Below are 23,596 nucleotides of genomic sequence, written 5' to 3'. Positions count from 1 at the left end.
CCAACCATAGCGGTTTACGGCCTCCATGCGTAATGACGTGCGCTGCCAATCCCATTGGCGAAAGTGCTCACGCCGGTCATGACGATTAGCTCCTGCGCCCCAGCACAGCCTCCATTGCTCGCCCAAGGCGCTGTGCCAGGGGCTCGCTTAGCACATCCACCGGCTGCACCACGCACCAGTTTGCGATCAGCATTTCCAGTTGCTCTGATTTGTCGTTGTCGGACGCCGAGTTACCCATCCCTTCGGCAAGGCGCTGAACCTGGATCTCCATGCGGCGGCCCTGGTCTTCCTCCGGGGAGGGGACCTCCGCCAGTATTTCGGCGCGGATAACCAGTTCTACCGGGTCCGGTTGCCCCACACTCGCGGCTAGCTCGGCCCAGTGGCCAGGCAGTGCATTGCTGTCGAGGGTGCTGGTGCTTCTGGCCGCTATCCAATGCTTCCAGGTTTCAATCTGTTCCTGCAATTGGCGGTTGGAGGCGAGCGCGGAAAGTCGGCTGCGTTCGTTGCTGACCTGTTCCCTGGCGCCAGCTGATAGAGGCTCGCTCTTGAGGGAATTCAGCTCTGTCAGGGTAGCCTGCAAGGTATCCTTACTGGCATCGGCGCCCACCGATTTGCTGGCGGAAAGCACCGGTTGCGCTTTTTCATCCGCCTCGCGGGAACGTTGTTCCTGCTCATTCTTATGGGCATCCCGGCGCGCAAAAATCTGGTCACATGCCTTGCGAAATGCCTGCCACAGCTTCCTGTCTTCGCGATGGCGGGTGATGCCGATGTTGGTCCACTCACTTTGCAGAGATTTGGCCTGATTCATGGCTTCACCAAGGGGCTCGTGATCGATCAGGGCTTCAGCCCGTTCCACAACGCCCTGTTTGAGTGCTTCGTTTTTCTTGCGCTCTTCATTCAAAGGCTCTTCAAGCTGTTTGAGAAGTTCATCGAATTGTTTCTGTACCGACCGGTTGTCACGGAATTCTACCGGCCAGGCTGCTTTCCACTCTTCCCGCGCGGTCTGATGAATGCGCTCGGCAGCTTTCCATTCAATGGTTTGCCAGTCTGCGTTCTCAAGGAAGGTGCGGAGTTGCTCACAGATTGTTTTCCGGGTCTCAAGGTTTGCTTTTTTCAGGCCGGATTTCGCGGAAAAATAAGCCTTGCAGGGCTCATAGGCCAGATCCGAAGCCTGCTTGAACCGTGACCACAAGTCCCGGTCCGATGAGCCGCCAAGGTCGCGCCACTCATTTTGTAGTTCCTTGATTCGTTCGGCTTTGGCCTCCGGCTCCATGGGCTGGTCTGCCAGATATTCCATCTGCTCACACAGGGAAATCTGTTTCGGGCGGGTGGCAAAGCCCTGCCAGTCGGTGAGCTCCCGCAGTTGCCCGCCCAGCAGGTGAATTCTGGGCTGTAGGGATTTGCTGTGGTGGTGATCCAGGTTCTTGAGCTGATTCTGTGCCGTCTTGAAAAGTTGGCGGGACTCCTTCAGCTGCTTGGCTTCCAGGGTAGCTTCCAGCTTATCGAGGGTCTGCCGCAGCGAGTCGGTCAGGTGTGCCTGTTCTTCGGCGTCCGGCTTTCCTGTTTTCGCGGGGCGAGGCTTGCCCGCGGTCCGGTGCAGGGAATCCAGCAGCGAGGGGCGCTGGAAGTCCTTCGGCCACTCAATGTTATCGAGTATGTCTTTAGCTTTGTTGGCTCCTGTTTCGTCTTCGGGGTCACCCTCTGCAGGGTTCTGCAGTGAGGTAATCTCTTCCCGGTGCTGGCCCAGGCGTCTAACGGCGGCTATGTAGGCCCGCAGTGTCTGCATCAGGTTTTCGTAAGCTTTCTGTTCCTGCTTGTCGACCTGGGTGTCCCGGGTCGCTTCCAGCCAGCGATTTTCCTGGGTTTTCTGTAGCGCGTCCAGCGAGGCCAGAGACGGTTCCAGGTCAGGGTCCTGCCGTTTCAGTTCATCAAGGGTGTTTTCCAGTAGCGACAGGGTTTCCGCGCGCTGGTTCCGCTGCTCCTGCTGATGCCGGTGCTGCTCTTTCTCTGCCTGCATCTCGCGGAGGCGGTCACGGCACTGATGGACAGCCTGTAAAAAGTCGGTGGTCTGCTGCTGCGAAGCCCGGGACTCAACTTCTGCCCATTTTTGCAGCAGGGCTTCCAGGCGGGCTTCAAACAGTTTGGTGTCATCACTGCGTGCCTGCTCAGTGGCATTGCGTACCAGTGTCTGTATGGCCTCGGCCAGCTTTCGTTGCTGCTCTTCTTCATCGCGAATGTGCTGGAGCTTCTGGCGTACTGTCTGATAAACCCCTTTGTCCTTTCCCTTGGCAAGCTTCTGGACGCGCTGAAGAGCCGCTTTATCTGCTAACGCTTCAGCGGCTTCAATACGGATGCCAGCTGTCATGCCGCTGGTTGCCAGTTCCTCAAGTTGTCCATCGGTGGGTGCGGACTTCAGAAGTCCGGCTTGCTGCTCGCGCTTGTCATCCTGCCTGTTTACCTTTTCCAGATTTTCAGGCGTTTGTTCCCGTCGAACCGGGGCAGGGGGCGCTGGGTTTGCCTTACGATTCCTGAACAGTTTCTGGATGAATGCAGCCATGGGGTTATCCTTTGATATTGAATCCAGTTCCCGGTGCCGGCAAAGTAAGCCTGCACCGAACATCGGCGTTATCCGGTACTCCGGATGCCGGATACGTCAGCTGGTTGTCCCGGTTTCATCGGGCAGCTTAAATTAGTGGGGGCTAGTCTAGCGTTTTGTCGGCATTTGCGGGAAGAGTCAGAATGGGAAAAGCATCAAATCAGGATGATCAGGATTACAGGGCCCGTTCCGCAGCGTTGCGCCTGTTGGCTCGCAGGGAACATAGCCGCCTTGAGTTATCCCTCAAACTCAGACAGAGAAAGATCGACTCCGATGTGATCGAGCGGGTCCTCGACGACTATGAAATGGAAGGCTGGCTGGACGATGAGCGGTTTTCCGATGTCTACGCGCGCCAGAGGATGGACCTGGGTTATGGCCCGCTTAAGATTCTGGCAGAGCTTCAACAACTTTGCATTCACACATCCCCCGCTTGCCTCCGTGAGCTGACCGATGCCGAATGGGTAGAGCGCGCGGTGCTGCTGCGGGAGAAGCGGTTTGGACTGAGTGATATCACTGACGATTGGGACGAAAAGGTCCGCCAGGCAAGGTTTCTTGCAAGAAGGGGGTTTGCGTCCGATCAGGTGGAGTCAGCGCTGGAGCGACGACTATAGTGTTGGCGGAACGAACCCCAGTTCACTTGGCAGGCTGGCCCGGGTTTTCTGGTCAGGTACTGTGTCGCCGGGCCGGATAATCTTTTCCATGCCCTCAAGGTCTTTGAACCAGGGTTTTTGAGGCGCTTCAGCGACTTCCATGGGTTCTGTCATCCAGGCCAGAACGTCGTAGTAGCGCCGGATGTTCTGCACATAGATTACCGGTTCATGGCCACGGGCATAGCCAAAACGGGTTTTGGTATACCATTCTTTCTGGGCCAGTAGCGGCAGGAACTCCTTTACATCCATCCAGCGGTCGGGGTCCTTGCCTGCGCCCTCGGTGAGTCTGCGGGCGTCTTCCACATGGCCCCAGCCGACGTTGTATGATGCCAGCGCGAACCAGGTGCGATCCGGTTCCTGAATGCGCTCAGGAACCTTTCTGTGGACCATGGTGAAATACTTGGCACCGCCCTGGATGCTTTGCTCTACGTCAAGCCGGTTTTTTATGCCGATATGTTTGGCGGTTGTGCGGGTCAACATCATCAGGCCACGCACGCCGGTTGGAGACACAGCGTTGGGCCGCCAGTGGGACTCCTGATAGCCGATGGCGGCCAGCAGGCGCCAGTCCAGCTCGTAGTTGGACGCATAGTCACGAAACAGGCTTTCATACTTCGGTAGCCGATTTTCCACATGATGGACAAAAGTTCGAGCGCCCACGTAGTTGAGGCGGTCCAGATGGCCGTAAAAGCGCTCTGAAATCTGGGCCAGTGCGCCACTTTCCCTCAGCTCGCTGATGAAATCCCTGGCAGCATTGGCCAGGGTCTGATCCTGCTCGCCGGGAAACAGCCAGAGAAGGTTTTCCGGTTCGCCCAGGCTGAACGCGCTTTTGACCATCGGGAAAAAGACGTGATTGAGATCAAGTTCATTGGAGGAAACGATGGCCATGGAAAATTCTCCTGACTCAACCCGCGCCAGTATGCCAGCCGCATCCAGCCCGGGATGAACCTCCCATTGCAGCCCTTTGTTTTCCGTCTGCAATTGCTTCAGTTGGTGCTCGTGATTGCTGTCTGCGACCAGGTGCAGGGTCTGACCTTCCAGGTCGTCGAGTGAGTCTGGACGATCGGTCTCGCGGTGGTATACCACCACGGACTCTGCCTCAACTCCGTTGGAGATTGTGTGATATCGGCCTGGAAAATTCGGGCGGTAGGACAATCCGGCGAGCCCGATATGGGCATAGTCCTGGTCAATCACAGAAAGCACGCCCGTGTTGTCGTCTGCTACCCGCACCTTCAATTCTACGCCCAGGTCGTTGGCAAATAGCCGAGCGAGTTCAAAGTCATAGCCGGTGGGGCCATCACGGCCTTCGTAGTAAACGGAGGGGGTGTTTCGGGTAATAACGTGCAGCACACCCTCCGAGCGTATCTCCTGGAGTGTGCTCGGCCTGGAGCAGCCGGCAATGACGAAGGCAATCGCAAGCAGGCAAGTGTGCCTTGCCAGGTCGAGAACCAATGGTTGGCGATCTGTTTTTTGCAAACTCTGAACTCCCTGTCCCGTTCCTAATAATCCCCGGTCGGAGGGGAGCGGTCAATGGAGGTGATTATTTAATGTGCAAAACAATGTCAAATGCCTGTGGCAGGTTATGACCTTTTGCTGCTGTATCCCGAACCCCGTTTCAAGTATCATTGCGGGCTTCCAAATGGCCAGCATTCTCCTGTCACCGGACGCTCCGGCGAACAGGAGGCGTGCCCCGGCTCCCAGTTCCGTGCGTACAGGTTTTGATCATGCTTGAACTTCGTGGCGCTCCTGCGCTTTCGCCCTTTCGCTCCCGCAAGCTTCATGCCCGCATTCAGGACATTGTTCCTGAAGTGGGGCATGTATATGCCGAGTTCATGCACTTCACGGATCTTGAGTCCCCTCTCTCCGAATCCGATCAGGTGGTGCTTGACCGGCTGCTGACGTACGGGCCGAGTGTGCCCGCTGAAGAACCCGACGGTGTATTGTTCCTGGTGGTTCCGCGGCCCGGCACTCTGTCGCCCTGGTCGAGCAAGGCGACAGATATCGCCCGCAACTGTGGATTAAGGCAAATCCGTCGGATTGAGCGCGGCACGGCCTATTATATCAAGGCAAATCGTAAGCTGGGGCTGGCACAGCGGGAAAAAATTGCAGCACTGCTCCATGACCGCATGACCCAGAAGGTCTTCCACGAGATGGGCGGGGCAGAGTTGCTGTTCCATACCGAGGAGCCCCGCACTCTCAATCGTATCCCGGTGTTGTCCGGTGGCACCCAGGCCCTGGTGGAAGCCAACCGTTCACTCGGCCTGGCACTGGCGGACGACGAGATTGATTACCTGGTTGAGTCCTTTTCAGATCTTGAACGGGATCCCACCGACGTTGAACTGATGATGTTTGCTCAGGCCAACTCGGAGCACTGTCGCCACAAGATTTTTAATGCCTCCTGGGACATTGACGGAGAGGGCCAGGAAAAATCCCTGTTTGCCATGATCCGTAATACCTTCGAGATGAACAGCGAAGGCGTGCTGTCTGCCTACAAGGACAACGCGTCGGTAATTGCCGGCAATCGTGGTGGCCGTTTCTTCCCGGATCCGGCGTCCGGCGTGTATCGGTACCACGAAGAGGATATCCACATCCTCATGAAGGTGGAGACTCATAACCATCCCACGGCCATTGCTCCTGCTGCCGGCGCAGCAACCGGTTCCGGCGGGGAGATCCGTGATGAGGGAGCAACCGGCCGTGGCTCCAAACCCAAGGCTGGGCTGGCCGGTTTTACGGTTTCCAACCTCAATCTGCCGGATGACCCGCAGCCCTGGGAACTCGGATACGGCAAGCCGGACAGAATTGCCTCACCACTGGATATCATGATTGAAGGCCCCATTGGTGGTGCGGCGTTCAATAACGAATTCGGGCGCCCGAACCTGGCCGGTTATTTCCGCACATTCGAGGAACTGGTGCCAGGCGCTGCCGGTGAGGAAGTTCGTGGATATCACAAGCCCATTATGATTGCCGGTGGCTTGGGTAATATTCGTGCCAGTCATGTCGAAAAGGGCAATATCCCGATCGGTGCCAAGCTGATTGTTCTGGGTGGGCCGTCCATGCTGATCGGTCTCGGTGGTGGTGCAGCCTCATCCATGGATTCCGGTTCCAGTAACGAGAATCTTGATTTCGCGTCGGTCCAGCGGGACAACCCGGAAATGGAACGGCGTTGCCAGGAAGTTATTGACCGGTGTTGGCAAATGGGTGACGACAATCCCATCTGCTTTATTCACGACGTTGGTGCAGGTGGGCTTTCCAACGCCATGCCGGAGCTGGTGAAAGACGGTGGCCGGGGCGGTCGCTTCGAGCTCAGGGACATTCCAAGTGACGAGCCCGGCATGTCGCCCCTGGAAATCTGGTGCAATGAATCCCAGGAACGCTATGTGATGGCTGTTGCGCCCGAGAACCTGGAACAGTTCGATGCGCTCTGCCGCCGTGAGCGTTGCCCCTACGCGGTCATCGGTGAGGCGACAGAGACCCATCATCTTGAACTCGGCGATTCCTATTTTGACGATCGCCCGGTTGATCTTCCGATGGAGGTCCTTTTTGGCAAGCCGCCGCGGATGCATCGGAGTGTTTCCCGCTCGTCGTTTACCAAGCCTATTTTCGATTCCACCAAGATTGATCTCGAGGATGCCATTGGACGTGTTCTGCGCCTGCCATCCGTCGGTTCAAAGAGCTTTCTGATAACCATTGGGGACCGCACCATCACCGGTCTTGTGGCACGGGATCAGATGTCCGGCCCGTGGCAGGTACCGGTCAGTGATGTGGCGGTGACCTCAACCTCCTTTGATGTGAAAACCGGCGAAGCCATGGCCATGGGCGAGCGCACTCCGGTTGCCGTCATTGACGCGCCGGCGTCCGGGCGCATGGCGGTTGGTGAAGTGATTACCAACATGGCCGCAGCTCCCATTGCCAGGCTGCAGGACATCCGTCTGTCCGCTAACTGGATGGCAGCAGCCGGTCACCCTGGAGAAGATGAAAATCTCTATGAAACGGTTCGTGCTGTCGGTATGGAGCTGTGTCCCGCACTGGGTATCACCATTCCGGTGGGCAAGGATTCCATGTCGATGAAGACCGTTTGGGAAGAAGAGGACAGTGGTGAACAAAAGAGTGTGACGTCACCCCTGTCGTTGATTATCAGCGGTTTTGCGCCGGTGACTGACGTCGACAGAACGCTGACTCCGCAATTGATTACGGATGCCGGCGAGACAGACCTGATTTTGATCGATTTGGCAGCGGGCCAGAACCGGCTTGGTGGTTCTGCTCTGGCTCAGGTATACCGGCATGTAGGCGCCGTGGCACCTGACCTGGATGACCCGGAAGATATCAAGGCATTTTTCGCAGTGATTCAGGGCCTGAACGCAGACGGCAAGTTGCTGGCGTATCATGACCGTTCCGATGGCGGCCTTTTTGTTACACTAGCCGAGATGAGTTTTGCGGCGCATTCGGGCATTGATATCAAACTGGACGGGCTGGCCGAGGATTCATCACAGTTCCCCCGCGAGCTTTTCAATGAGGAGCTGGGGGCGGTTATTCAGGTTCGCCGTGAAGACACCGATTTTGTGCTGCAGCAGTTCTCGGGGGCTGGCCTTGGCGACCATACGTCCGTGGTCGGTTCGCTCAACCAGGATGACTGTATACGCTACACCTTCGAGGGCAATGAGATAATTGTCCGGCCGCGCGCCGAACTTCAGCGCCTGTGGGCGGAAACCAGTTACCGGGTGCAGTCGCTTCGTGATAACGCTGACTGTGCCCAGGAAGAATTCGATAACCTTCTGGACGCCGACGATCCGGGCCTCCATGCCGAACTGACTTTTGACGTCAGCGAAGACGTCGCCGCTCCCTATATCAACAAGGGCGCCCGGCCGAAGATTGCAGTTCTGCGGGAGCAGGGGGTGAATGGCCAGGTTGAAATGGCAGCGGCCTTTGACCGCGCCGGATTTGAGTCAGCGGATGTTCATATGAGCGATCTGTTGTCCGGCCGGGTCTCTCTAGAGGGCTTCAACAGCCTTGTGGCCTGTGGAGGTTTCTCCTATGGCGACGTGCTGGGCGCCGGCGAGGGTTGGGCCAAGTCCATTCTGTTCAGTGACCGGGTTCGTGACCAGTTCGCCGCATTCTTCAATCGCCAGGACACCCTGGCGCTGGGCGTCTGTAACGGCTGTCAGATGTTATCCAACCTTCACGAGTTGATTCCCGGTAGCGAGGGCTGGCCACGTTTTGTTCGCAATCAGTCGGAACAGTTTGAGGCGAGGCTGGTGATGGCGGAGGTGACTTCTTCTCCTTCCGCGTTCATGGATGGGATGGCAGGTTCCAGAATGCCGATAGCGGTTGCGCACGGTGAAGGAAGAGCAGAATTTGCACCTGGCACATCGGCGGATGAGCTCAGCGACAGTGAGCTTGTAGCCCTTCGCTACGTGGATAACCGTGGCGATGTCACCACGCGCTACCCATACAACCCTAATGGCTCTGAAGCAGGTATTACTGGAGTTACCACAAGGGATGGTCGGGTTACCATCATGATGCCCCACCCTGAACGGGTCTTTCGTACGTCCCAGCACTCCTGGCATCCGAAAGATTGGGCAGAAGATGCTCCATGGATTCGTATGTTCCGCAACGCCAGGCGTTGGTTCGAGTAAGCCCTGACAGGTAACCAAAAAGCCGGCCCGGACGCACCAGAAAGGTGACTGATCCAGGGCCGGCTTTTTTGTTTCCGGAACTTGAAATGTCAACGGTTTTCAAGAGAAATAACTGTTTATAAGTGCGAAAATTCCCTTGACTAAAATGGTTTATGCACATTCCGGGTGCGTGGGTGTGCGTTCTGTGAACAAAGCATTGGTTTCAGGTTCATTTTTTGAACAAGACGCATAAGATGTTGATTATTATAAAATTAATGAAGTAGGTGAATTTGTCGCCAATTTAACGGGAGTGTAGGAATTCCGGGGGGTGAGGGCATGTTCCCAAAAACTTTCCCCAGAGTTATCCACAGATTCTGTGGGTAAGTAGCTAACTGCTTAATCTGTACAAAAAATATGCGTATTGGCATCGCTGAATACCGGGGTTGTGAAGACTTTGAAGGTTTTAAAAGGGGAGCCGAGTGATCATGTACAAGATGTGTTATTTCGTTCCGGAGAGTCATCTTGAAGCCACCAAGGCCGCGCTGTTTGAGTGCGGGGCGGGCCGTATCGGAGATTACGACTGTTGCGCGTGGCAGTGTAAGGGACAAGGGCAATTTCGCCCGCTTGAGGGGAGCAACCCGTTTCTCGGGCAAGCGGGCGAAGTCGAGCAGGTTGAGGAGTTTCGCGTTGAGCTGGTCTGCAAAGACGAGCTGATCCGGGCTGCGGTTCAGGCTCTGAAGGCGTCACATCCGTATGAGGAACCGGCTTACGAAGTTTTCCGTATGGAACAGCTCTAGAGCTTATTGTCCCTGAGGCTTCATGCGATAGCGTATGTCGTCCACATGCACCGGGAAATGCTCTTTTCGCACGTCTTCCAGATATAATTCCAGGGTTCGACGAACGGTCGGGAATGACAGTTCGTCCCACGGAATGTCTTCCAGGGCAAACAGTCTGGTTTCCAGGGACTCTTCGCCGGCGCCAAAGTTTTCGCTGGTCAGGGTCGCACGGTAGAACATGTGAACCTGATCGATGTGGGGAACATGGATAATCGTGTAGAGGTTATCCACGGTGACTTCAGCCAGTGCTTCTTCCCAGGTTTCCCGGGTAGCAGCCTCAAGCGTGGTTTCCGAGTTCTCCATGAATCCTGCTGGCAGTGTCCAGTAACCATAGCGGGGTTCAATGGCCCTGCGGCACAGCAGAACCTGGCCCTGCCAGATCGGAACTGTTCCCGCTACTATGCGGGGGTTCTGGTAGTGTATGGTTTCGCAACTGATGCACACATAACGGTGACGGTTGTCGCCTTCGGGGACGCGCTGTTCGACAGGATGGCCGCAGGTACTGCAGTATTTCATTCGTTTCACCGTATACTGGTCAGATGTGTGGTAGCAGTGTAACTATCGATGCTGCCGGCGTCTCATTCAATAGCCAGATGTAAAAACGGAGCCGTGTTTTGCGTGAACTTCTTACCGAACGCCTTTCAGGGTATGTTCCCCGCTTGCTGACGCTGGATTACCCCGAGGCTGGCGTGCTGGTCCCCGTGACCGATGACCACGGAAATCCTGAAATTGTGTTTACCCTGAGGTCTGAAAACCTGAGCACTCACCGCGGCCAGGTGTCTTTCCCCGGAGGTCGACGTGACCCTGAGGACAAATCCATCGCCGCTACCGCTTTGCGGGAAACCCATGAGGAGATCGGGCTGCCGCCGGAGCAGGTTCAGCTGATTGCGCCACTCAGCCAGGTAATGTCGCTGCATCAGATCCTCGTTACTCCATACGTTGGTGTTATACCCGGCGATCACCCGCTGACTGCAAACCCCGCGGAAATCGAAAGTATATTCAGGGTGCCTGTTGAGTTTTTCCTGGAAGACAAACGCCACCGCACTGACCCGTTGAATTTTCTGAATAATACTTTTTACGTGCCTTGCTACCGCTGGGAGCGGTACCAGATCTGGGGCCTTTCCGCTGTGGTATTGGTCGATTTCCTGAACGCAGTTTACGACGCGGGCATCGACCTGCTCGAGCCTCCCCAACGAGGCTGATCTCTTCTCCGGACTCCCTATCTTCAGGCCTGCTAGCTTTTGCCCAGGCTTGCTCTCTGATTTCCATGCTTTATTCCTGCTGCTGCCGTCCCTGAAGGGGCGACCTGGGGGCAGGTTTTGTGCAAAAAATATCCAAAGATTAGACGAAAGTCTAATGTAATAACCGTTAAAACAGGTATTACATGGTGAATACTGTATGCAAACGACATTAAGGGAGCTGGGTCGTGGGGTTTGAGCAATGAAGAAAATACAAGCTGAAAAGAATTTGCCGGAGCTGATTTATGACTCCGTGGTCAATGCCATCGTGGAAGGCTTACTGAAGCCAGGCGAACGGGTCACGCAGGAGACTCTTGCCGAAAGGCTGGATGTCTCGCGGTTGCCGGTAAGTCAGGCCATGCAGCGTCTGCGCGATGACGGTTTTCTCTCAGCTGTAGGGCGGCGGGGCCTGATGGTTTCGGTGCTCGATGAGAGCTTTGTGGCGCAGTTGTACGAATACCGCTGCGGGATTGACATGGTCAGTGCCGGGCTCGCTGCCCAGCGGGCGGATTCCAGAGCGCGAGAGCGTGGCGAAGACATCATTGCCGAAGGGCGCGCAGCAGGGAAGGCACACGACCTCCCCGCTCTGATCGACGCGGATATGCGCTTTCATGGCTTTATCTACGAGCTGGCGGGAAACACCTTCATCCTTGATTCAATGGAGGCTCACTGGAACCACGTAAGACGCGTTATGAGTGACATTCTCATCGTCGAAAAGAATCAGGAACAGATCTGGGAAGAACACGAGGCAATACTGAATGCGGTATTGGCCGGTGACGCACGGACTGCTGAAACGCTTGCCAGGCTGCATGTGGAAACCGCATCGAAATGGCTTCAGCAAGAAATTCAAAGCTGCCGTGAACCTTTGAAGAAAAACGGTAGTTCAATAAGTTAATCCAAGGAGAATGCGATGCAAAACAATGACAAAAACGCAGCTGTGATTCGGGTAATGTTGGCAAAGATCGGTCTGGATGGTCACGACCGGGGCATCAAGGTTGTCGCTCGTGCGCTACGAGACGCTGGCATGGACGTGGTCTATACCGGACTGCATCGTACGCCGGAGGAAGTAGTGGACGCCGCCATTCAGGAGGACGTGGATATCCTGGGTATCAGCCTGTTGTCCGGCGCCCACATGCACATTTTCCCCAAGGTACTGGAGCTTCTCAAAGCCAAAGAGGCCGAGGACATGATCGTCGCCGGTGGCGGTGTCATTCCCGACGATGATGTCAAGGAACTCTACCAGATGGGCGTCCACAAGATTCTTCTCCAGGACACTCCTCCCCAGGAAATCATTGATTCGTTCCGGCAATTGGTCGCAGACCGTGGTGCCCGATAGTCAGGGTCCCGGACGCAGATTTCCTCAGATGACAACCAATAACAATATCAGGAGTCTCCGATGGAAGAGTGGAATTTTCCCCCCAACTACAACAATGATTATTTTCCGGCTCCGAACAGCCCGTACTGGTTTCGGGAGCGTGAAACGATGGATCCGGAAAAACGTGATGAGTTGATCGTTGCGCGCCTTCGCGACGTGATGGCCTATGCTTACGAGCACTCGCCGTTCTACCAGCGCAAATGGGACGAGGCCGGTGTAAAAGCCAAAGACATTCGTTCCCTCGCAGACTTCGAAGAAGTGCCAGTTGTCACCAAACAGGAACTGCGTGATTCTCAGACGCAAAATCCGCCTTTTGGGGATTATCTTTGCTGCCCGGAAAGCGACATTCATCATATTCACGGCACCTCCGGTACAACCGGCCGGCCCACCGCTTTTGGTATTTCCCGCCGTGACTGGGAAACCATTGCCAATAATCATGCCCGGATCATGTGGGGTATGGGCTTGCGGCCGGGAGATACTGTTTTTGTTGCCGCCATTCTCAGTCTCTATATGGGGTCATGGGGGGCGCTGATTGGTGCGGAAAGGTTGGGCTGCAAGGCCTTTCCCTTTGGCGCCGGGGCGCCCGGGATGACCGCACGAGCAGTGACCTGGCTTCAGATGATGAAACCTGCCGGATTTTACTCAACGCCGTCCTACGCATTGAGGCTGGCGGAAGTGGCCCGCGAGGAGGGGGTAGATCCCAGGGAATTCGGTATCAAGGTGCTGTTCTTTTCCGGTGAACCTGGGGGCTCGATTCCGTCCATCCGGGACAAGATCCAGGATATGTACGGCGCTAAAGTGGTTGACTGCGGAACCATGGCGGAACTGACGCCCTGGATGCACGCCTCCGGTAGCGCAGACACCGAGGGCATGCTGCTGTGGCAGGACATTGTCTACACCGAAGTAGCAGACCCCAATACCAACCGCCGTGTGCCTTACGGTGAACAGGGTACGCCCATCTACACCCACCTGGAGAGAACATCCCAGCCGATGATTCGCATGGTTTCCGGCGACCTGACCCATTGGGTTATGGAAGACAATCCCTGTGGTCGCACCTATCCGAGACTGCCAAAGGGCATTTACGGCCGGATCGACGATATGTTCCAGATTCGTGGTGAAAACGTGTATCCCAGTGCCATTGCGGAAGTTTTGGAAGGCCTCGACGGATATGGAGGCGAACACCGGATCATCATTTCACGCGGTGGCTCCATGGATGAGCTGGCTGTAAAAGCCGAGTTTAACCAGCAGGTCGCAGATAAGGGCCCGAATGCAGTCAGGGCCCTGGGCGAGAAAGCCGAGGCTGAACTCAGCCGGGTGCTTGGTGTGCGGGCACGGGTTGCCATGGTTGAGCCCGACACCTTTCCGCGAACTGACTTCAAGGCGCAGCGGGTTGTTGACGACAGGGACCTTTACCAGAGCCTCAACCAGAAGCAAGGGGGTTAAATGATTAATCGCATACCCTCAATGGAGCTTGCCAAGCGGGTCCGGGAAGGGCATCTCCGCGCCATTGCACGGCTGATTACCCGAGTTGAAAGCGGTGGTGATCCCGAGGTGCGCGAAGCCCTGGCGGAACTCTACAAAAGCACCGGCAACGCTCATGTGGTGGGAATCACCGGTGTGCCGGGGGCGGGTAAATCGACCCTGGTCACACAGCTGGTCCATGAATACCGGGCAAGCGGCCGCACGGTCGGTGTCGTTGCCATCGATCCTTCCAGTCCCTATTCCGGCGGCGCCATCCTCGGTGACCGCATTCGCATGGGAGATCTGGTTTCCGACCCCGGCGTTTTTATACGCAGCATGGCCACCCGCGGAACCCTGGGCGGCCTTGCAAGGTCAGCTCTGGATGCCGTTGATCTGCTGGATGCAGGCGGCTTCGATGTTGTTCTGATCGAGACGGTCGGGGTGGGCCAGGACGAGGTCGATATCGTTCGCGCCGCCCACACCACCGTCGTTGTCAACGCGCCCGGTCTGGGCGACGACATCCAGGCCATCAAGGCGGGTGTTCTGGAAATCGCCGATGTCCATGTGGTGAGCAAGGCAGACCGGCCGGATTCCAATAAAACCATCCAGGAACTGAAGGCCATGCTGATGATGAGCCTGGAGCCGGGCGAAGGAATCTGGCGAGTGCCGGTGGTCCCCACCAGTTCCGAAAAACACACCGGATTCGGTGAACTGATGGCTGCAATTGATCGCCATGCAGAGCATCTGGAGCGTAGTGGCGAAATCACCCAGCGGCGACACCAGATCGCATTAACCCGGGTGGTGAAAGTTGCTGAAGAGATTGTCCGGGATAATTTTGCACGTGACAGCAGGTCGCAAACCGAAGAGCTGCTCAAAAAGGTTACCCAGCGCGAACTGGATCCCCATGGAGCCGCGGTGACCCTGTTAAAAGCCATGAAGGAGACCATTCATGAAGCGCACTGACCAGTATGACCCAGCTGCACTCAAGCACATTGAAAAAGAGTTTGGCGAGTGGGAAAAGAATGAAGTTTCGTCCTTTATCAAGCGGGCGCCGGAGAGCAAGTCTGAATACGTGACTGCATCAGGGATGCAGACGAAACGCACCTATACGCCACTGGATATCAAGGATACCTCATTCGAGGACATTGGTTTCCCCGGGCAATATCCGTTCACTCGTGGACCATATCCCACCATGTACCGGGGCCGGAACTGGACGATGCGCCAGATTGCCGGCTTTGGCACGGCAAGGGAGACCAACGGGCGTTTCAAGTACCTGATTGCCCAGGGCCAGACGGGCCTGTCAACTGATTTCGATATGCCCACGCTGATGGGCTACGACTCCAGCCATCCGATGAGCCAGGGGGAGGTAGGCCGTGAGGGCGTCGCCATTGATACGCTGGCGGATATGGAGGAGTTGTTCGATGATATTGACCTGACCAAAATATCAGTCTCCATGACGATCAATCCGTCGGCATGGATCCTTTACGCCATGTACATTGCCGTGGCTCAGAAGCGAGGCTATGACCTCAACGATCTTTCGGGCACGATCCAGAACGATATCCTCAAAGAGTACATCGCCCAGAAAGAGTGGATATTTCCGGTGCGGCCGTCGGTTCGCCTGGTCCGTGACTGTATCCAGTACGGCGCCGAGCACATGAAACGTTACAACCCCATCAATATATCCGGCTACCATATCTCGGAAGCCGGCTCGACAGCGGTTCAGGAAGTGGCCTACACCATGGCTACCACCATGGAGTACGTGAAGACGGCAATAGACGCCGGGGTAGACGTTAATGAATTCGGGCCCCGTCTCTCATTCTTCTTTGTAAGCCAGGCGGATTTTTTCGAGGAGATTGCCAAGTTCCGTGCGGCCCGTCGGGTTTACGCCAAGATCATGCGCGAGAAATTTGGTGCTACTAAACCTGAGGCATGCCGCCTGCGATTCCATGCCCAGACTGCGGCCGCAACCCTGACCAAACCCCAGTACACCATCAACCCGATCCGTACCGCCCTTCAGGCGCTGTCTGCCGTGCTCGGTGGTGCCCAGTCGCTCCATACCAACGGTATGGACGAGGCCTTCGCTATCCCCACCGAGGAAGCAATGCGGATTGCACTGCGTACTCAACAGATCATCGCCTACGAGACCAATATCACCCAGGTGGTGGATCCATTGGGAGGTTCCTACTACGTCGAAAACCTGACTGACGAGATTGAGCGGGAAGTCTGGAAAATTCTCGATGAGGTTGAAGAACTCGGCGGTACTCTCCAATGTATTGACGACGGCTACTTCCAACGGGGCATATCCGATTCGGCCTACGATTTCGCGCTGCGCAAGGCCAGTGGGGAAAGGCCGGTTATCGGCGTCAATATGTTCGTTCAGGAAGAAGAGGATGTTGAAATTGAGACCCATCCTCACGATCCGGAAACCGAACGCCGGCAGATTGAACGCCTGAACAGGGTCAAAGATAATCGCGATGAGGAAAAAGTCCAGAGCATGCTCAGGCAACTGAAAGAGCAGGCCGAAGACGAATCTGTAAACCTGATGCCTCTTACCATTGAGTTGGTCAAAGAAGGTGCTTCGATGGGTGATATTGTTGAAACCCTGAGAGGCATTTGGGGAACCTATCGCGAAAAACCTGTAATCTGACCGGCTTCGGCTATCAATGAACTGCCTACCAGGAGAACTGAATGGTCAGGCTCACAAAGATCTATACCAAAACCGGAGATAAAGGCGACACCGGCCTCGGCGATGGCAGCCGGGTCGCCAAGTACGACTTGCGCGTGGAAGCCTACGGCACGGTGGATGAGGCTAACGCCGTCATCGGCCTGGTACGGCTCCACGTGGATGAGGAACTGGACGGAATTCTGGCACGCATCCAGAATGATCTGTTCGATGTCGGGGCCGACCTCTGCACGCCTTTTGAGGAGGATCCAAAATACCCGCCACTGAGGCTGGCCGATTCCAAGACCCTTGAGCTCGAGCAGGAAATTGACAGGTTCAATGCGGATATTCCATCACTGCGCTCCTTCATTCTCCCGGCGGGCAATGCCGCGGCAACGCATCTCCATCATGCCAGGACGGTGACTCGCCGGGCTGAGAGGATCATTGTCCAGCTCAAAGAGGAACAGGAGATCAGCCAGTCGGTGCTGGAGTACATGAATCGGCTTTCGGATTTATTGTTCGTGCTGGCGAGGCATGCCAATGGCAAAGGAAAAGACGATGTGCTCTGGGTGCCCGGGGAGCGATAGTGGCCCGGGCAATAGGGCCATAGATCCTAGTCACTTGAATTGATTTAGCCCCGAGGGGCTGATAGGTTAATTACCGAAAAAATGTATACCGTATTCAGGTAACGCTTTTCTTGCGGTCGTTCCGCAAAAAAGCTTAAAACGGGAAGTCGGTTGAAGTCCGACGCTGCCCCCGCAACGGTAAGCGAGCTAAAGGCAATCAATGAAGCCACTGTGCGTAGAGCATGGGAAGGTGATTGCCCCGGGTGGGCCAAATGGCTTATCCACTCGCAAGCCCGGAGACCGGCCTGATTACACACCGGAAGTTGCGGAGGGCGACATTGGTGGGTGAGTTGTGTCGGCTTCACGCCCGTACTATGACTCGTATCCTGCCTGTTCAAGACTCACTCTCAAACTCCGCAACACAATAAACACCATGCGGGTGCGCGTGGTATAAAAGCGAGTGTTGATTATGAGTTATTTGAAGACTATGCCGGTCCTGCTGTCCGGCCTCCCGCTTATCTTCCTGCCAGTTTCCGATGTGGCAGCCAATGAAGAAGATACTGCTTCGGCGCTTGATCCGATTGTGGTGACGGCAACACTGGGACCCAAAACGGTTGGTGAAAGCCTGTCCTCGGTGACTGTGGTCGATGAAGAAGACATTCGTCGCCAGCAACCCAAGGAATTCCGGGAGCTGATTGAGTCCCAGCCGGGGGTGACAGTGTCCGGGAACGGCTCTTTTGGCAAGCAGACCGGTGTTCTGATGCGCGGGCACGCTTCGGATGCCACGGTACTGCTGGTGGATGGCGTTCGCATTCGTTCAGCCACCGTGGGCGGGCCCGCATGGCAGTTTCTCCCTCCGCAATTGTTGAACCGGGTAGAAATCGTGCGCGGTAGCCGCAGCAGTCTGTACGGGGCTGACGCCGTGGGTGGCGTGGTGCAGGCGTTCACTTTGCCGCAGGAAAAAGGCAACCACGGCTGGGTGGAAGCCGGTGCAGGTAATTATGACAGTCAGCAGTACGGCGCGGGATTCACCTCCGTGACCGAGCAAACCAGTGTGAATATTGGTGGCAATCACTTCCGCACGGACGGTGCGCCGGTCATAGCGGGCGGTTCAGACAAGGGCTACGATAACACCTCTGGTGTTGCCAGTGCCCGACACGAATTTGATAACGGTGTACGTGCCGGGTTCAGTTTCCTCAATGCTGAAGGCAATACCGAGTACGATGGCGGCGAGCAGGATTTCCGGTTTCAGACGGCCGGTGTCAATGTTGATGTACCTGTTACCAGCAACTGGCGCACCTCATTACATCTGGCAGATTCCCGCGACGAACTGGAAGACTTTAGCGATTTTCCGGGGGTATTCGATACCCGCACCCGCAGTTCCCGGCTTGAAAACTGGCTGACCTCAGGTACCCACGAGTTTGTGCTGGGTGCCGAGTACCTGGTGGACAAAGTCGAGAGCACCACAACTTATGATGAAAGCAGCCGTTCCAATGAAGCCTACTTTGGCCAGGCCCTGCTGAACTTCGGCCGCACCGATGTGCACTTGAGCCTGCGTAGTGACGACAACGAGGCCTATGGCACAGAAGAGACCTGGGGTGCCGGCGTGGGATATAAACTGGACAGTAACCATCGCGTTCGTGCCAGTGCCGGTACCTCTTTCAAGGCCCCATCATTCAATGACCTGTATTTTCCGGGCTTTGGTAATCCGGATCTGGAGCCGGAGGAGGCCATCAGTTATGAGACCGGCATTGAAGGCCGTTACACGAAATGGTTCTGGGATCTGGCGGTGTACCAAAGTGATGTTGAGGATCTTTCTCTGCCAACTCAGAATCAGGCGGGCAGCGTACCGGAGGCCAGATTGCGCGGTGTCGAGCTGAGCAGTGGCTGGCAGCATGACGGCTGGCGGCTGAAAGCAGTGGCTTCAGTGGGCGATTTTGAGGACAAAGAAACCGAACGCCAGCTTGCCCGCCGAGCGGAGCAAACGGTGCGGGTGGATCTGGACAAGCAGGTGGGCGCCTGGGGGTTCGGTACCACGGTTCGTGCTGAGAGCCATCGCTACGAAGACTTGTTTGGAATCGGCCGTGAGCGAATCGCGGGTTATGGTGTCTGGGACCTGAGGGCTAGCAGGACTTTGGCGCCTGGCTGGCGAGCATCTCTGAGCGTCGATAATGTGCTGGATAACGAATACGCTACGGCAAAGCGCTTTGACAATGTCGACTTTATCTCCGCTGGCCGCACAGCTTTTTTATCGGTTCGCTATGATTTCGCTCGTTAACTCATGAAGGTGCCGGTTTGATTCCTGGTTTTTTCCTTTCAAAGACCTTTTGCAGATGGGTAGTTCTGCCCGTCCTCGGATTATTGCTTGCAGTGCCGGCGGTGGCCGGTTGTGCACTGGATGATCGTGGTGAAACAATTTGTCTGGATCAACCGGCCGAGCGGATTATATCTCTGTCCCCAGGCGCGACTGAACTGCTGTTCTCCGCCGGTGCCGGAGACCAGGTGGTCGGCGTCAGCGCCTGGAGCGATTATCCGCCAGAAGCCACCGAACTGCCGCAAGTAGGCAACAGTGACCGGCTGGATCTGGAGGCTATCGTAGCGCTGGAACCGGACTTGGTGGTGGCCTGGGTAGACGGCAATTCTGGGTCGCAACTGACGAAAATTGAAGCGCTGGGAGTTCCGGTTTTCTGGCTTGAACCACGCACCTTTGAGGACATCGCCAGTGCCGTTGAGCGGCTGGCCGTGCTCAGTGGAAATGAAACTGCAGGTGCGAACCGGGCTGCTGATTTCCTTGAAGGTATTGGGCAGTTGCGTGATCGCTATCAGGAAGCCCGTCCAGTGCGGGTGTTCTACCAGGTCTGGCACGAGCCACTGATGACAATCAATGATGAGGAGCTGATCGGACGGGCCATCGACCTGTGCGGTGGTAGCAATGTGTTCGGACACTTGCCACGTCTTGTTCCCCGCGTCAGCGAGGAAGCGGTTCTGGAAGCCAATCCGGACGCCGTGCTCAGCGGTGGTGAAGACAGTGACGACCGCCGCTGGCTGGAACAATGGCGGCAGTACCCGGATTTGGCTGCGGTGTCGAGGGGCAACCTGTACCTGATTCCACCGTCGCTGATCCAGCGCCCCACCTTGCGCATGCTCGAAGGAACCAAACAGTTATGTCTGACCCTGGAGCAGGCCCGTGCAAGGTTATAGTCGCCCGCTGGCCAGCCTGGCCCTGATAAGTCTGCTTTGCATGGTTCTCTCCGTCAGTATTGGTAGCGCTGCTTTGACGCTTGCTGACACATGGGCCGTGCTGACAGGGGCTGGCACCCCCCTGCAACAGACGCTTGTTCTGGAGTTACGCCTGCCGCGCACCCTGAGCGCTTTTGCGACCGGTGGATTGTTGGCGGTGGCCGGTGCTTTGATGCAGGTGCTTCTTCGCAACCCGCTAGCGGATCCCTACATTCTTGGACTGTCTGGCGGCGCGGCCGTCGGTGCCTTATTTGCCATGCTGGCGGGATTGGCCGGGGTTCTGGTGTCTGGCTCAGCGTTTGCAGGCGCACTGCTGGCGACCTTTCTGGTATTTGGCCTGGCCCATGGAACCGGAAGCTGGACACCGTCCCGACTGTTACTGACGGGCGTGGTGGTTGCGGCGGGGTGGGGCGCGATCATTACGCTGATTCTTGCAATAAGCCCCGCTCGACAACTGCCCGGCATGCTTTACTGGCTGATGGGGGATCTTTCCCATGCAGGCAGTCCTGTGCCCGCGCTGGTCTTGCTGACGATGGTCTGCGGCCTGGTGTTTCCCCTCGGGCGTAGCCTGAACGTGCTTGCCCGCGGGGCGCTACAGGCCGCCGCGCTTGGAGTTTCAGTAAGGCGCCTGGAATGGCTGATCTATGTGCTCGCCAGTTTACTGACCGCAACCGCAGTCTCCATGGCGGGCAGCATAGGTTTTGTTGGTCTTGTAGTGCCCCACATGCTGCGGCTGGTGTTTGGTAATGACCAGCGCCTGATTCTACCTGCCTGCGCCCTGGCTGGCGGCTCACTGTTGGTGCTGGCCGATACTCTGGCGCGAGTCGTCATCGCGCCAGAACAGTTGCCGGTAGGGGTCATTACTGCCCTGCTGGGTGTGCCCACTTTTCTTTATTTGCTGTACCGGAGCCGCTGATGAACCCGTTGCAGGCACGAGATCTGGTCATTGATATTCCCGGGCGAGCCGATGGCAAGGCGCTGAATTTCGTCATTCAGCCCGGGCAGATTTGGGGTGTGCTGGGCCCGAATGGTGCTGGCAAGACGACCTTGCTTCATACACTGGCAGGATTGAGAGCGCCCCGTGCCGGGGAGATCTCTCTGGGTAATCATCCCTTGGCGCACCTGAAACGTAAAAAGGTATCACAACAACTGGGCCTGGTGTTCCAGGAGAGGCAGGATGGTTTTCCCGCTACGGTGCTGGAAACTGCGCTGATTGGCCGCCACCCCTGGTTGTCACCCTGGCATATGGAAACGGGTGATGACGAGGGTATCGCCCGTCGTTCGCTGGAACAGCTGGATCTGGCCGATTTGAGCGGTCGACTGGTGAACACTTTATCCGGTGGTGAACGCCAGCGCGTGGCTATTGCCACGGTGCTGACCCAGGCGCCTGATACCTGGCTGCTGGATGAGCCCACCAATCATCTGGACTTGCACCACCAAGTATCGGTATTGCAGTTACTGACCGAACAGGCCCATGCTGGAAATGCCATTTTTATGTGCCTGCACGATCTGAATCTGGCAGCACGTTGGTGTGACCATCTGCTGTTGCTCTATCCCAATGGCGATGTCTGCTGGGGCCCGGCAGAACAAATGCTGGTTCCGGCGGCGCTCGAGCGACTGTATGGCCAGGAGTTGCTGACAGTAGAGGTAGATGGTGCGCCGGTATTCGTTCCCAGAAAAACCGGTTAAAAATCAAAGGTGTTAGAAGCAGAGACCACGACAGGTTAAAGTGACGGCCTTCAAGCTGTTCTGTAACAGTCTACGCAAACAGGTGAGGTAGCAGATGAGAGTCGCTGACAAGGTACGCTCGCCCTGTGTGAGCATTTGTGCGCTGGACGACAACGATACGTGCATTGGCTGTCATCGCACCGGAGATGAGATCACGCGGTGGTCTCAAATGAGCAATGAAGAGCGCCGCGAAGTGCTGGAAAAAGTTGCTGAGCGTGAGAGCAGGGTTCTGATTCACAGATAGGGCATTTATTGTTACCACACAGGACACGCAACATCATGACTGAAACCGTTCGAATAGGGACTCCACTGAAAGAAAACGCCTTCAGGGTGTTGTTTTGTGGCTCCGGAGAACTCGGTAAGGAAGTGGTCATAGAGCTTCAGCGGTTTGGCGTTGAGGTTATCGCGGTTGATCGCTACGCCAATGCGCCGGCTATGCAGGTTGCGCATCGCAGCCACGTTATCGACATGCTGGATGGCGAGGCCCTTCGTCGAATCATTGAGGCGGAAAAGCCGAACCTGATCGTACCGGAGATAGAGGCGATTGCCACAGCGGAGCTGGTGAAACTGGAGCAGGAAGGCTATCAGGTGATTCCCACGGCACGGGCCGTTAACCTGACCATGAACCGGGAAGGTATTCGCCGTATGGCGGCGGAGGAGCTTGGGCTCGCTACTTCTCCTTACCGGTTCGCTGAGTCGAAAGAGGAGTATCTCGCAGCAGTCGACGCTATCGGGTTACCTCTGGTGGTGAAGCCGGTGATGAGTTCGTCCGGTAAGGGGCAGAGCACGGTAAAATCCCGAGCGGATATCGAGCCCGCCTGGGATTATGGTCAGACAGGTGGTCGTGCTGGCAAGGGCAGGGTGATCGTTGAAGGTTTTGTGGATTTTGATTACGAGATTACCCTGCTAACTGTAAAGCATCGTGATGGCATTTCATTCTGTGACCCCATCGGTCACCGTCAGGAGGACGGGGATTACCGGGAATCCTGGCAACCCCAGCCAATGAGTAAGAAAGCACTGTCCCGTTCGCGGGAAATGGCCGAGGCTGTCGCGGCCAATCTGGGTGGTTATGGCGTCTACGGGGTCGAGCTGTTTGTGAAAGGCGATCAGGTATGGTTTTCCGAAGTGTCCCCGCGCCCCCATGACACTGGGCTGGTGACACTGGTTTCCCAGGACCTGTCGGAGTTTGCATTGCATGCGCGTGCAATTCTGGGGCTGCCGATACCGGCAATACGTCAGCAGGGCCCATCGGCTTCTGCAGTGATACTGCCAGAAGGAAATTCAGACGCCGTAGTTTACACGGGGCTTGAAAAGGCCCTCGCTGAGCCTGACATCTATCTTAGGCTATTCGGGAAACCGGAACTGAAAGGGCGCCGCCGGATGGGTGTGGCTCTCGCGACTGGCAGCTCGATTGCTGAGGCGAGAGAAAAAGCGACCAAAGCGGCGGCGGCCATAGAAACCGAGCTTTGACGGTAATGTGTCGGTTCTCCGAAAAAGTTAAAACGAACCGTTGACACCTCGAGTGAGCTCTGTAGAATACGCATCTCTTTCGAGGGACACGCCGCTGAGGCGGGTCAGAAATTGAAAGGCAACTGTTTGAATTAACTGAAGATTTCAAGTTTTTAAATTCTTCAG

The 23,596-nt window shown here is 56.2% G+C and carries 19 protein-coding genes and 1 riboswitch; of the genes, 16 read left to right on the top strand and 3 right to left on the bottom strand.

Translation table 11 applies throughout. The features are described from left to right. Window positions 1-85: 85 nt before the first annotated feature. Entirely contained in the window at window positions 86-2,557 is a 2,472-nt protein-coding gene (locus tag M8010_RS07855) for a DUF349 domain-containing protein (protein WP_250090201.1), read from the bottom strand. Between the two features lie 182 nt (window positions 2,558-2,739). Between M8010_RS07855 and M8010_RS07850 the strand changes: the two genes are divergently transcribed. Next, a complete protein-coding gene (locus tag M8010_RS07850) occupies window positions 2,740-3,207 on the top strand; it encodes a regulatory protein RecX (RefSeq protein ID WP_250090200.1) in 468 nt (155 codons plus the stop codon). Here M8010_RS07850 and mltF read toward each other — a convergent pair. Next, entirely contained in the window at window positions 3,202-4,665 is a 1,464-nt protein-coding gene (gene mltF / locus M8010_RS07845) for a membrane-bound lytic murein transglycosylase MltF (protein ID WP_250091129.1), read from the bottom strand. The genes M8010_RS07850 and mltF overlap by 6 nt on opposite strands. Window positions 4,666-4,967: 302 nt before the next feature. On the opposite strand from mltF, the gene purL reads away from it, so the two are divergent. Beyond that, window positions 4,968-8,876, top strand: a complete 3,909-nt coding sequence (gene purL, locus M8010_RS07840; protein WP_250090198.1) for a phosphoribosylformylglycinamidine synthase — start codon at window positions 4,968-4,970, stop codon at window positions 8,874-8,876. 464 nt (window positions 8,877-9,340) lie between these two features. After that, window positions 9,341-9,652: a YqfO family protein gene (locus tag M8010_RS07835; protein WP_250090197.1), complete on the top strand. Its 312-nt coding sequence runs from the start codon at window positions 9,341-9,343 to the stop codon at window positions 9,650-9,652. Window positions 9,653-9,655: 3 nt separating this feature from the next. Here the strand turns inward: M8010_RS07835 and M8010_RS07830 are convergent, their stop codons facing one another. Further along, entirely contained in the window at window positions 9,656-10,207 is a 552-nt protein-coding gene (locus M8010_RS07830; protein WP_250090195.1) for an NUDIX hydrolase, read from the bottom strand. 98 nt (window positions 10,208-10,305) lie between these two features. On the opposite strand from M8010_RS07830, the gene M8010_RS07825 reads away from it, so the two are divergent. The 13 genes from M8010_RS07825 (at window position 10,306) to purT (ending at window position 23,431) form a co-directional block, all read left to right on the top strand. Next, on the top strand, window positions 10,306-10,893 hold the full coding sequence (locus M8010_RS07825; RefSeq protein ID WP_250090194.1) for an NUDIX hydrolase: 588 nt from the start codon (window positions 10,306-10,308) through the stop codon (window positions 10,891-10,893). 238 nt (window positions 10,894-11,131) lie between these two features. Then, a complete protein-coding gene (locus M8010_RS07820; protein ID WP_250090192.1) occupies window positions 11,132-11,824 on the top strand; it encodes a GntR family transcriptional regulator in 693 nt (230 codons plus the stop codon). Window positions 11,825-11,839: 15 nt separating this feature from the next. Beyond that, window positions 11,840-12,265, top strand: coding sequence for a cobalamin B12-binding domain-containing protein (locus M8010_RS07815; RefSeq protein WP_250090191.1), 426 nt, complete (start codon window positions 11,840-11,842; stop codon window positions 12,263-12,265). Between the two features lie 60 nt (window positions 12,266-12,325). After that, on the top strand, window positions 12,326-13,747 hold the full coding sequence (locus M8010_RS07810) for a phenylacetate--CoA ligase family protein (protein ID WP_250090190.1): 1,422 nt from the start codon (window positions 12,326-12,328) through the stop codon (window positions 13,745-13,747). Further along, a complete protein-coding gene (meaB, locus tag M8010_RS07805; RefSeq protein ID WP_250090189.1) occupies window positions 13,748-14,728 on the top strand; it encodes a methylmalonyl Co-A mutase-associated GTPase MeaB in 981 nt (326 codons plus the stop codon). It begins immediately after the preceding gene. Then, on the top strand, window positions 14,715-16,412 hold the full coding sequence (locus M8010_RS07800) for a methylmalonyl-CoA mutase family protein (RefSeq protein ID WP_250090187.1): 1,698 nt from the start codon (window positions 14,715-14,717) through the stop codon (window positions 16,410-16,412). Before meaB ends, M8010_RS07800 begins: the two co-directional genes overlap by 14 nt. Window positions 16,413-16,453: 41 nt before the next feature. Beyond that, window positions 16,454-17,014, top strand: coding sequence for a cob(I)yrinic acid a,c-diamide adenosyltransferase (locus M8010_RS07795; protein WP_250090186.1), 561 nt, complete (start codon window positions 16,454-16,456; stop codon window positions 17,012-17,014). A gap of 90 nt (window positions 17,015-17,104) precedes the next feature. Then, a riboswitch (cobalamin riboswitch) is annotated at window positions 17,105-17,306 on the top strand. Window positions 17,307-17,462: 156 nt separating this feature from the next. Beyond that, a complete protein-coding gene (locus M8010_RS07790; RefSeq protein ID WP_250090184.1) occupies window positions 17,463-19,271 on the top strand; it encodes a TonB-dependent receptor domain-containing protein in 1,809 nt (602 codons plus the stop codon). Window positions 19,272-19,363: 92 nt separating this feature from the next. Beyond that, window positions 19,364-20,194, top strand: coding sequence for a cobalamin-binding protein (locus M8010_RS07785; protein ID WP_250090182.1), 831 nt, complete (start codon window positions 19,364-19,366; stop codon window positions 20,192-20,194). Between the two features lie 40 nt (window positions 20,195-20,234). After that, on the top strand, window positions 20,235-21,149 hold the full coding sequence (locus M8010_RS07780) for a FecCD family ABC transporter permease (protein ID WP_284048051.1): 915 nt from the start codon (window positions 20,235-20,237) through the stop codon (window positions 21,147-21,149). After that, window positions 21,149-21,922, top strand: coding sequence for an ABC transporter ATP-binding protein (locus M8010_RS07775; RefSeq protein WP_250090179.1), 774 nt, complete (start codon window positions 21,149-21,151; stop codon window positions 21,920-21,922). The genes M8010_RS07780 and M8010_RS07775 overlap by 1 nt, the downstream gene beginning before the upstream one ends. A 94-nt stretch (window positions 21,923-22,016) precedes the next feature. After that, a complete protein-coding gene (locus M8010_RS07770) occupies window positions 22,017-22,205 on the top strand; it encodes a DUF1289 domain-containing protein (RefSeq protein WP_250090177.1) in 189 nt (62 codons plus the stop codon). Window positions 22,206-22,240: 35 nt separating this feature from the next. Further along, the gene (gene purT / locus M8010_RS07765; RefSeq protein ID WP_250090175.1) at window positions 22,241-23,431 is read left to right on the top strand and encodes a formate-dependent phosphoribosylglycinamide formyltransferase; all 1,191 of its coding nucleotides are present in this window, start codon (window positions 22,241-22,243) and stop codon (window positions 23,429-23,431) included. Window positions 23,432-23,596 lie beyond the last annotated feature (165 nt).

This window comes from Marinobacter sp. ATCH36, assembly GCF_023555055.1.
GTDB lineage: Bacteria > Pseudomonadota > Gammaproteobacteria > Pseudomonadales > Oleiphilaceae > Marinobacter.
Note: the sequence above shows the minus strand (reverse complement) of the source record. Positions and strands in the feature narration are given on the sequence as shown.